General features: G+C 74.1%; 2 protein-coding genes. Both read left to right on the forward strand.

Going from position 1 to position 9,924, the window contains the following annotated elements; genetic code table 11:
• A partial coding sequence (locus tag HLA95_RS25900) for a KR domain-containing protein (protein ID WP_222184980.1) occupies nt 1-3,518 on the forward strand: 3,518 nt, incomplete at its 5' end.
• Nucleotides 3,511-9,924: SDR family NAD(P)-dependent oxidoreductase (locus HLA95_RS25905; RefSeq protein WP_222184982.1), on the forward strand; the 6,414-nt coding region annotated here is incomplete at its 3' end. The genes HLA95_RS25900 and HLA95_RS25905, both read left to right, overlap by 8 nt.

Here is a 9,924-nt window from a genome sequence, read left to right on the forward strand (position 1 = left end):
CGATCGACCAGCCGTTCGAGCTGCCCACCACCCCCGCACCCCACTACCCGTTCGAGCGACAGAGCTATTGGGTGCCGGCCCGGCCGGCCGCGTCATCCGCGCCAGCCCCGGCCGGCATGCTCGGCCAGCCGGTCGAGATCGCGACCGGCGGCACCGCCTGGACCAGCCGGCTGGCGCCCGACCGGCCGGCCTTTCTCGGCGAGCATGTGGTGGGCGATGCGGTGATCGTGCCTGGCGCCTCCCATGTCGCGATGCTGCTGGGTGCCTGCGGTGCGGCCCCCGCGGCACTGGCCGACATCGCCTTCGTGGCCCCGCTGGCACTCTCCGATGACGGCCGCGAAGTCCAGGTCCTGCGCGACGGCGACACCCTGTCCCTGTTCGCGCGCGGCGATGACGGTGCCTGGGTGCTCCATGCCCGTGCCGCCACCGCGCCGGACCGGCCCGCCGGGTCGGCGGACCTTGCCGCGGTGCTGGCTCGCTGCGCTCCCGACGAGGCCGGGCCGGAGGCGCTCTACGCCATGCTGGACGAGCGCGGCATCCATCTGAGCCAGGCGTTCCGCGGCATCCGTCGCCTCTGGCGCGGCGAAGGCGAGGCCGTGGCCGAGATCGAGCTGATGCCCGGCCTGGCCAGGGACTGCCCGGAGCTGCCGATCCATCCCGCAGCGCTCGATGCCTGCTTCCAGACGCTGGGCGCCACCTTCAGCGGCGGCGGCGCCTCGGGCGCGTTCCTGCCGTTCGCGATCGAACGTGTGGCCTTCCTGGCGCGCTGCCCGGAGCGCTTCCGCGTCCATGTCCAGGCACGCCCCGGCACCGGCACGCTCGATGCCGCGCAGGGCGATCTGCGCCTGTTCGACGAGGCCGGCCGGACCGTCGCCCGGATCGACGGCCTTTCGATCGCCCGGCTGCGCGGCGATGCGAAGCCTGCGCCGCTCGGCGAGGGCTGGAGCTACCGGATCGACTGGCAGCCCTGGCCGCTGCCGGCCGCCGCCACCAGCCCGGAACCGGCCGTGCTGGCGGGGAGGGTCCGTGCCGCCGCTGTGGCCGCCACCACGGAGCTCGCTACGCCGCCGGAGCTGGGTGCCGGGCTGGAGCGACTGGCGGCGGCCTATGCCGCGGCGGCCGTCCGTGCCGTAGACCCGTCCGAGGTCGACCCGAAGCGCCGCCGCCTGTTCGTCCACCTGCCCGGCATGGCCGCCCACGCACCGCCCGAGGCCGACCCGGAGAGCCTGCGCACCGCACTGGAAGACCGCTTCGGCGCCATGCCGGAGATCGGGATCGCGGCGCGCTGCGGCCGGGCCCTGCCGGCGGTGCTGCGCGGCGAGCAGGATCCCCTGGCCGTGCTGTTCAGCGATGGCGAGGCCGGCTTCCTGTACGGCGGCGCCGGGTTCGCCCGGCTCCTGAACGGCATGGTGCTGGCCGCGATCGAGGGCGTGGCCCAGGCCGCCGACCCGGCCCGCCCGGTGCGCATCCTGGAGATCGGTGCCGGCACCGGTGCCCTGCTCGATGCCCTGCGCGCCCGCGTCCCGGCCGGGCGCTTCCGCTACGACTTCACCGACATCTCCCCGGCCTTCCTGAGCCAGGCCGCCGAACGCTTCGGCGCGGAAGCGGCCCGCTTCGTGCCGCTCGACATCGAGCGGGACCCGGCGGCGCAGGACTTCTTGCCGGACAGCTACGATCTGGTGGTGGCCGGCAACGTCCTCCACGCCACCCGCGACCTCGCCGCCAGCCTGGCGCATGCCCAAAGCCTGCTGGCACCGGGCGGCATCCTCCTGCTGCTGGAGGCCGCACGCCGCAGCGCCTGGAGCGATCTGGTGTTCGGCCTGACCGATGGCTGGTGGCGCTTCGAGGATACTTGGCTGCGCCCGGACCACCCGCTCCTCGATGCGGCCGGCTGGCGCCGGCTGCTCGCGGAGCGGTTCGGCAGCGCCGAGCTGGTGGCATCGCCCGGCAGCGGCGACCAGATCGTCGCGATCGCCCGCAACGGCGCCACCGACCAGCCGATCCAGGTCCTGCGTCCGCTGCCCGGGGCCTCCGCCCTGGATCTGTCGGCCGAGATCCTGGCCGCTGCCCGGCGGGCGCTGGAATCGCCGCGGCCGCCGGCACTCCGGATCGTCCTGCCCCGCGGGCTCGCACCCCTGGACGGCCCGCCCGACCCGGCCATGGCCAGTGCCGCCGGGCTCGCCCGGGTGCTCACCCTGGAGCATCCCGAGCTGGACTGCCGGATCCTGGACAGCGACGAGGAGCTGCCCGAGGCCGAGCTGGCCGCGGGCGACGAGGTGGAGGTCGCCTGGCGCGGCGGCCGGCGCTTCGTGCGCCGCGTGCTCCCGCTGACCCTCCCGGCCGATGCCGGCTTCCGCACCACCGGCACCCATCTGGTCACCGGCGGCCTGGGCGGGCTCGGACGGGGCCTGGCCGACTGGCTGCTCGCCCATGGCGCCGAGCGTGTCCTCCTCCTGGCGCGCCATGCGGCCACGGACCCGCTGCCGCCCGGCATCGAGCTGCTGCAGGCCGACGTCGCCGACCGCACCGCCATGACCGCCGCCATCGCCGCGGCCGGCCCCGGTCTGCGCGGCGTGTTCCACCTCGCCGGCAGCCTCGACGACGGCGTGTTCCTGCGCCTCGACCGCGACCGGCTGGAGCGGGTCTACCGGGCCAAGATCGAGGGTGCCCGCCTGCTGGACGAGCTGACCGCCCATCTGCCGCTCGACGCCTTCGTGCTGTTCGGCAGCACGGCCGGCGTGTTCGGCAATCCCGGCCAGGCGAACCATGCCGGTGCCAATGCCTTCCTGGATGCGCTCGCCTGGCAGCGTCGCGCCCGGGGCCTGCCGGCCCTGGCGATCGACTGGGGCGCCTGGGCCGGGGCAGGGGCGATCGCCCGGGAGGGCGTGGCCGGGCGGTTTGCCGGCGAGGGTGTCGGCCTGATGGATCCGCAGGCCGCCTTCGACCTGATGGGCCGGGCCATTGCCGCCGGCGAAACCCAGATCATCGGGGCCATGGTGGACTGGCCGGTCTTCCTGCGCCGCTACGGGCAGGGCCGCGTCCCGGCCTTCTTCGACGCGGTCCGGCCAGGCACCCGGCGCAGCCCGGCCGCAGCGCCACCGGCTGCATCCGGCAGTGCTGCCGGCCGCCCGGCCGATCACGCCAGCCTCGCCCGATTCGTCGCCGCGCGTGCCGCCGCGGTCATGGGCAGCGCTGCCGGCGAGACGATCCCGGACGACCAGCCGCTCAACGAGCTCGGCCTCGACTCGCTCATGGCTCTGGAACTGCGCAAGGCGCTGGGCCAGGGGCTGGGCCTGGAGCTGCCGGCTACGCTGCTGTTCAGCTACCCCACCATCCTGGCGCTGACCGAGCATCTGGCCGGCCTGCTGGGCCTGGCCGAGGAGCCGGGCGCTGCCGGCGAGCTGCCGCCGGAGGTGAAGGTCGACGAGGACCTGGCAGCGGTCCAGGCGATGAGCGAGGCGGAGATGACCGCCCTGATCGAGCGGGAGTTCGCATTGGCGGTGGCGGATCATGGCTGACAGGACCCTCACGCCCCTTCAGCAGGCGGCCCTGGCGCTGCGCCGGATGCGCAGCCGTGTTGACATGCTGGAGGGGGCGGCACGCGCCCCCATCGCGGCGATCGGCCTGGCCTGCCGCTACCCGGGCGGTGCCGATGACGGCGAGCGGCTCTGGCAGAATCTCGTGACGGGCGTGGACGCCACCTGCGAGATCCCCGCCGACCGCTGGGACGTCGACGCCTATTACGACCCGCGCCCGGGCGTGCCCGGCAAGATGTACACCCGCCACGGCGGCTTCATCGACCGGGTCGACGAGTTCGACGCCCAGTTCTTCCGGATCGCCCCGCGCGACGCCATCGGCATCGACCCGCAGCAGCGCCTGCTCCTGCAGACCGTCTGGCACGCGCTGGAGGATGCCGGCCTGCCGCCGCAGAGCCTGCAGGGTCGCAAGGTCGGCGTGTTCCTCGGCATCAGCACCAACGACTATTCCAACCTCCTGAGCAAGACCGCGTTCGGCTCGTCCAGCAACGCGGGTTCCGGGGCCGGCAACGCCGCCTCGGTGGCGTCCGGCCGGATCAGCTACACGTTCGACTTCCAGGGCCCCTGCGTCGCCGTCGACACCGCCTGCTCCTCCTCCCTGGTCGCGACCCATCTGGCGGTCCAGGCGCTGCGCAACGGCGAGTGCGAGCTGGCGGTGGTGGCCGGCGTCAACCTGATGCTGGCCCCGGACATCACCGTCAATTTCTGCCAGGCGCGGATGCTGGCGCCGGACGGGCGCTGCAAGACGTTCGACGCCGGTGCCGATGGCTATGCCCGGGCCGAGGGCTGCGGCGTGGTGATCCTGCGCCGGCTGGCCGATGCCAGTGCCGACCGGGTGCGCGCGGTGATCGCCGGCAGCGCCATCAACCAGGACGGCCGTTCCGCCGGTCTGACCGCACCGTCCGGACCCGCCCAGGAGGCGGTGATCCGCGCCGCCATCGCCAATGCCGGCCTGACGCCCGCGGAGGTCGACGCGATCGAGGCGCACGGCACCGGCACAGGATTGGGCGATCCCATCGAGATGCACGCTCTGGCCGCCGTGTTCGCCAAGCGCGAACGGCCGCTCTTCGTGGGCTCGATCAAGAGCAACATGGGTCATGCCGAGGCCGCGGCCGGGGTGGGCGGGCTGATCAAGGCGGTGCTGATGGCCGAGCGCGGCCAGATCGCCCCCTCGCTCCATTTCGACCGGCTGAACCCGCATATCGACCTGGATGGCGTCGACATCCGCATCCCCGTCGAGGCGCAGGCGACCCCGCCCCGCGCGGTGGGCGTGAGCAGCTTCGGCTTCAGCGGCACCAACGCCCATGTCGTCGTCACGCCGCCGCCTGCACCGGATCTGCGAAACGAACCCGAGATCCCTGCCGGCCACGTCCCGCGCCTCCTGATCTCCGCCCGCACCCCCGACGCGCTGGCCGAACTGGTCACGGCCTATCGCCGCCTGCTCGACACCGGCTCGTCCAGCTTCGCGGATGTCTGCCACAGCGCTGCCACCGGCCGCGCCCGGCTGCCCTGGTGGATCTGCGTCGAGCGTGCCGAGGACCTGGCCACCGCCGAGCCGCAGCACGGCCGCCACCCGGATCTGGGCCCGCAGCCCGGCCGGCGCGTACCCCTGCCGCCCTATCCGTTCGAGCGGCAGCGCTACTGGATCGACACGAGTCCGGCACCGACCGCCGCCCCGGTCGCAACCCTGCCCAAGGGCAGCCACCCGCTGCTCGGCCGCCGCCTCCATCTGCCCTTCAGCGAGGAGCGGCGCTTCGAGACGGCGCTGCATGCCAACGACCCGGCGATGCCCTGGCTCGCCGGGCATCGCGTTCTGGACCAGGTCGTGCTGCCGGCAGCGGCCCTTCTGGAACTCCTGCATGCCACCGCCCCGGACCAGGAGATCCGGGATCTCGACCTCCTGCTCCCGGTCCGCCTGCCCGACCAGCTGGGCCTGCACCTCCAGGTGATCCTAGCCCCCGACGGCAGCGCCCGGGTCGTGTCCTGGGATGCCGCGGACGAGGCGGCCAAGCCCGTCCTCCACGCCCGCGCCCGGCTGGCCGATCCCGCGGCACCACCTGCCAGTCGTCGGCCGGCCGGAAACGGCACGCCCGTGCCGCTGGCCGCGTTCTTCGCGGAGCTGGAGCGGCGCGGCATCGCCTATGGCCCGGCCTTTCGCGGCCTGCGCGACCTGCGCCGGATCGGGTCGGGCGAGGTCGAGGGCGGCCTCGCCCTGCCGGAGGAGGCCGGCGCTGCGGACGCCTTCACCCTCCACCCCGCCCTGCTCGACGCCGCCCTGCAGGCAGTGGCCGCCGCCCTGCCGGCGGACGACAGCGGTGCCACGATCGTCCCGGCCCGGCTCGCCCGCGCCCGCCTGCTGCGCCGCCCCGGTGCCGGCCTCACCGTGCACGCCACCGCCCGCCGGGAGGGCGCCAGCATCCTGGCCGACCTCACCCTCACCGATGCCGAAGGCCTGGTCGCCTTCCTGGCCGGGCTCGAGTTCCGCCCGATCAGCACCGCCATGCTGGCGGATTCCGGGCATGGCATCGCCGCCGACGCGTTCTACACGATCGAACCCGAGCCTTGCCCGCGCACCGACGGCTTGCTGCCGCCCGATTTCCTGCCGGCCGCAGCCGAACTCTGTGCGGAGCTGGCGCCTCTGTCCGCCGAAGCCGGGCAGCGCTTCGGCATCGAGGTCTATGCCGAGACCGCACCGGCCCTGGACCGGATCACCGCTGCCTTCATCCAGCGGGCACTCGTCGAGCTGGGTCTCGTCTGGCAGCCCGGCCGCCTGCTGACCCCTGCGGCCCTTGCCGCCGAGCTGGATGTGGCCGACCGCCACCGCCGCCTCCTGCGCCGCCTGCTGGCGATCCTGGCCGGCGCCGGGATGCTGGAGGCGGTGGGGCCGGCCTGGCGGATCCTGCCGGCCCCGCTCGTCGCCGATCCTGACGCCGAGCTGGATGCCTTGATCGAGGCCCATCCGGGCGCTGCCGCCGAGCTGGCGCTGGTACGCCGGGCCGGGCCGCGCCTGGCCGACGTGCTGGCGGACCGAGTCGACCCGCTCACCCTGCTGTTCCCGGGCGAGGGCGGGGGTGCCGCCGACCTTTACGCCAGCTCCGCCTATGCCCGGACGATCAACGCGCTGCTGGGCGAGACGGCCGGGCGGCTGCACGATAGCCTGCCCGCGGGCCGGGTTCTACGCGTCCTGGAGATCGGGGCCGGCACCGGCGGGGCCACGGGTGCGATGCTGGAGGGCCTGCCCGAGGGCAGCGTCCGCTACTGCTTCACCGACCTGTCCCAGCTGTTCCTCGACGCGGCTCGGGCTTGGTTCGCCCGCCGCGATCTCGACGTCCGGCTGCTGGACATCGAGCAGGACCCGCAGGCCCAGGGCTTTTCCCCCGGCAGCCAGGACCTGGTCCTCGCCGCCAACGTCCTCCATGCCACGCGCGACATCGCCGAGAGCCTGAGGCACGTTGCGGACCTGCTGGCGCCGGGCGGCCTGCTCGTCCTGGTCGAGACTACCGAGCCGCGCCCCTGGGTCGACATCGTGTTCGGCCTGACCGAGGGCTGGTGGCGCTTTGCCGACTGCGGCCTGCGCAGCGACCATCCGCTCCTGTCGCGCACGCAATGGCTGGAGGTGTTGGCCGCGGCAGGGCTCGTCGCCGATGCCCTGCCGGCCGGCGAGATCATCCTGGCCCGCAAGCCCGCCGAACCCGTGGCGCTTCCGCCGGTCCGGCTCCTGGGCGAGCCCGGCAGCCTGCCGTTCCCCGACACAATTGGCGCATCCTCGGCGCTGCTCGTGGCGCCGCCGGCACCGGCGACTTTCGCCGGCCAGCTCGACCTGTTCGAGGGCCTGCTGGCCAGCATCCGGCGCCTGAACGCCGAGCCCGAGCCGCCGGCACTCACGATCCTGGCGGATGGCACGCTCGGCCATGCCGGGCTCGCCGGGTTCCTGCGCACCCTGCGCCTGGAGCAGCCGAAGCTGCAGGCCCGCCTGATCGAGGCACCGCCCAGCGAGCGGGCGCTGCTCGACGAACTGGTCGGCCCCGATGGCGAGAGCCACCTCCTGTGGCGGGAGAACCAGCGCCAGGCACCACGGCTGCGGCCGGCCCCGGCGCCCGAGCCGCCCGGGAAGGTCGAGGGCGGCTGGCTCGTCACCGGCGGCTCCGGCGAGGTCGGCCGGGTCGCCGCCACGTGGCTCGCCCGGCACGGCGCCAGCCGGATCGTCCTGGTCTCGCGCAGCCGCCCGGAAGCGCTGCCGGACCTGCCGGTGCCGGTGGATTGCCATGCCGCCGACGTCGCCGATGCCGACGCCATGGCGGCGATCCTGGCCGGTGTGCCGGACCTGCGCGGCATCGTCCATGCTGCCGGCCTGCTCGACGATGCGCCGGTCCGGCAGCAGAGCCGCGAGCGCTTTGCCGCGGTGATGCGGGCCAAGATCGAGGGCGCGCTGGTGCTGGACCAGCTCACCCGCACCCGGCCCGAGGTGCGCCTCGTCCTGTTCGCCTCGGTGGCGGGCGTGCTGGGTTCCGCCGAGCAGGCCAACCATGCCGCGGCCAGCAGCTTCCTCGACGCGCTGGCGCAGGAGCGCAGCCGCGCCGGCCTGCCCACCGTGGCGGTGGACTGGGGGGTGTGGCGTGAGATCGGCGCTGCCGCCCGGCTGGGCGTGGTCGACCGTGCCGAGAAGCTGGGCCTGGGCAGCCTGAGCCCGGCCGAGGGCGAGGCCGCCTTCGCCGCCGCACTGGGCGATGGCGCGCCCACGCAGCTCGTGGTCCTGCCCAACGCCGACTGGCCCCGCTTCCTCGGCCAGTTCCCCGACGCCGAGAAGCCGGCCCTGCTGCAAGGCATCTCGGCCGGGCCCCGGGAGGCTGCCGCAGCGGCACCGTCCAGCCAGGTCGCGAGCCCGGCGGAGCGGCTCTGCCGAATCGTCGCGGAGGTGGTGGGCCTGCCGGCACCGGCCGATCCCGACACGCCGCTGCCCGATTTCGGCCTGGACTCGCTGATGGCGGTGGAGATCCGCAACCGGGTGCAGCGCGAGCTCGGCATCGAGGTCGGTGTGCGCGAGCTGCTGGAAGGCGCCACGGTCGCCGCCATCGCGGCCCGCGCGGGCAGCCAGGAGAAGGCGGCACCGGCCCGGCGGATCGAGCCCGATCCCGACCACCGCTACGAGCCGTTCCCGCTCACCGAGATCCAGCAGGCCTACTGGATCGGCCGCGGTGATTCGCTCGAGCTCGGCAATGTCGGCTGCTACCTCTATACCGAGGTCGAGCTGCGCGACGTCGACCTGCCGCGCCTGGAGCAGGCCTGGAACCAGCTGGTCCGGCGCCACGACATGCTGCGTGCCGTGATCCTGCCGGACGGCCGCCAGCAGATCCTGAAGGAGGTCCCGCCCTACCGGATCACCGAGCACCAGCTGGACGGCCAGGACGACGAGGCGGCCCTGCTGGCGATCCGCGAGGAACTGTCCCACCGCCTGCCGGACCCGGCCGTCTGGCCGCTGTTCGACATCCGCGTCACCCATCACGGCGGCGGCCGCCGCCTGCATATCGGCCTGGACCTGCTGGTGCTGGACGCCGCCAGCATCTTCCAGCTGCGCGAGGAATGGGGCCGCCTCTACGAGAACCCGGCGACCCCGCTCCCGCCGATCGGCCTGAGCTTCCGCGACTTCGTGATGGAGAACATCGCCTGGCGGCAGAGCGAGGCTTGGCAGCGCAGCGCCCGCTATTGGCAGGCGCGCCTGCCGACCCTGCCGGGCGCACCCGACCTGCCGCTCGCCCGGCAGCCCCAGCAGATCGACCGCCCGCGCTTCGTCCGCCACCTGGCGACCCTGCCGGCCAGTCAGTGGTCCACGCTGCAGGAAGCCGCCCAGGCCAGGGGCCTGACCCCCTCCGCCCTGCTCGCCGCCGCCTATGGCGACATCCTGGCCGCCTTCAGCCGCACCGAGCGCTTCTGCCTGACGCTGACCTCCTTCAACCGCCCGCCGCTCCACGCCGACATGGCGGCCCTGATCGGCGACTTCACCTCGACGATCCTGCTGGAGGTGGACACCACGCCCGCCAGCTTCGCCGAACGCGCCGCGGCCCTGCAGAAGCGCCTGGCGGAAGACCTGGATCATGCCGAGGTGGGCGGGGTCCAGGTGCTGCGCGAGCTGGCGCGCACCCGCGGTGCCGCCGCCGCCTCGATCCCAGTCGTGTTCACCAGCGCGCTGGGCTTCCGTGCTCCGGCCGGCGAGCGGTCGAGCTGGGATCGCATCAGCGACATGGTGCACAGCGTCGCCCAGACCCCGCAGGTCTGGATCGACCACCAGGCCTCCGAGCATGACGGCGGGCTCCTCTACACCTGGGACGTGGTGGAGGACCTGTTTCCTGCTGGGGTGGTGGGTTCGATGTTCGCGGCCTACGGCCGGCTG

It is taken from the genome of Geminicoccus harenae (genome assembly GCF_019800005.1).
GTDB lineage: Bacteria > Pseudomonadota > Alphaproteobacteria > Geminicoccales > Geminicoccaceae > Geminicoccus > Geminicoccus harenae.